This is a genomic window from Aureimonas sp. N4, from assembly GCF_001463925.1.
GTDB classification, from domain to species: domain Bacteria; phylum Pseudomonadota; class Alphaproteobacteria; order Rhizobiales; family Rhizobiaceae; genus Aureimonas; species Aureimonas ureilytica_A.
The window spans coordinates 1-1,184 of sequence record NZ_BBWS01000072.1 but is presented as its reverse complement, the minus strand read 5'-3'; the positions used below and the strand labels follow the sequence as shown (position 1 = coordinate 1,184).

1 protein-coding gene is annotated in these 1,184 nt (G+C 64.1%); it reads right to left on the bottom strand.

From position 1 onward, the window contains the following. Positions 1–7: 7 nt before the first annotated feature. Entirely contained in the window at positions 8–1,183 is a 1,176-nt protein-coding gene (gene tuf / locus AUL28_RS21860) for an elongation factor Tu (RefSeq protein ID WP_058634247.1), read from the bottom strand. Position 1,184 lies beyond the last annotated feature (1 nt).

Below are 1,184 nucleotides of genomic sequence, written 5' to 3'. Positions count from 1 at the left end.
TCGAGTCTTACTCGATGATGGAAGCGACGATACCGGCGCCGACGGTGCGGCCGCCTTCGCGGATCGCGAAGCGCAGCTTCTCTTCCATCGCGATCGGAACGATCAGCTTGACGTCCATCGTCACGTTGTCGCCTGGCATCACCATCTCGGTGCCCTCGGGCAGCGTGACGACGCCCGTCACATCCGTCGTGCGGAAGTAGAACTGCGGACGGTAGTTCGTGAAGAACGGCGTATGACGGCCGCCCTCTTCCTTGGTCAGGATGTAGGCCTCGGCCATGAAGCGCGTGTGCGGCTTCACCGAACCCGGCTTGCACAGAACCTGACCGCGCTCGACGCCTTCACGGTCCACGCCGCGAACCAGCGCGCCGATGTTGTCGCCTGCCTGGCCCTGGTCCAGAAGCTTGCGGAACATCTCGACGCCCGTCACCGTCGTCTTCTTGGTGTCGCGGATGCCGACGATCTCGACTTCCTCGCCCACCTTCACGATGCCGCGCTCGACGCGGCCCGTCACAACCGTGCCGCGGCCCGAGATCGAGAACACGTCTTCGATCGGCATCAGGAACGGCATGTTGATCGGACGCTCAGGCGTCGGGATGTAGGCGTCGACCTGCTTCATCAGCTCGCGAACCGCGTTCTCGCCGATCTCCTTGTTGGAGTCTTCGAGGGCCGCCAGAGCCGAGCCCTTCACGATCGGAACGTCGTCGCCGGGGAACTCGTAGCTCGACAGAAGCTCGCGCAGCTCCAGCTCGACCAGCTCCAGAAGCTCGGCGTCGTCGACCTGATCGACCTTGTTCAGGAACACCACCAGCGCCGGCACGCCCACCTGGCGGGCCAGGAGGATGTGCTCGCGTGTCTGCGGCATCGGGCCGTCGGCCGCCGAGCACACCAGGATCGCGCCGTCCATCTGCGCCGCGCCCGTGATCATGTTCTTCACGTAGTCGGCGTGGCCGGGGCAGTCCACGTGCGCGTAGTGACGGTTCTCCGTCTCGTACTCCACATGCGCCGTCGAGATCGTGATGCCGCGAGCCTTCTCTTCCGGCGCCGCGTCGATCTGGTCGTACGCGCGGAACTCGCCGAAATACTTCGTGATCGCCGCCGTCAGCGACGTCTTCCCATGGTCAACGTGACCAATCGTGCCGATGTTCACATGCGGCTTGTTACGCTCGAATTTGCTCTTGGCCATT

Excerpts from the sequence above, each read along its gene's own strand:
- tuf (WP_058634247.1), bottom strand. The coding sequence starts at position 1,183 with ATGGCCAAGAGCAAATTCGAGCGTAACAAGCCGCATGTGAACATCGGC.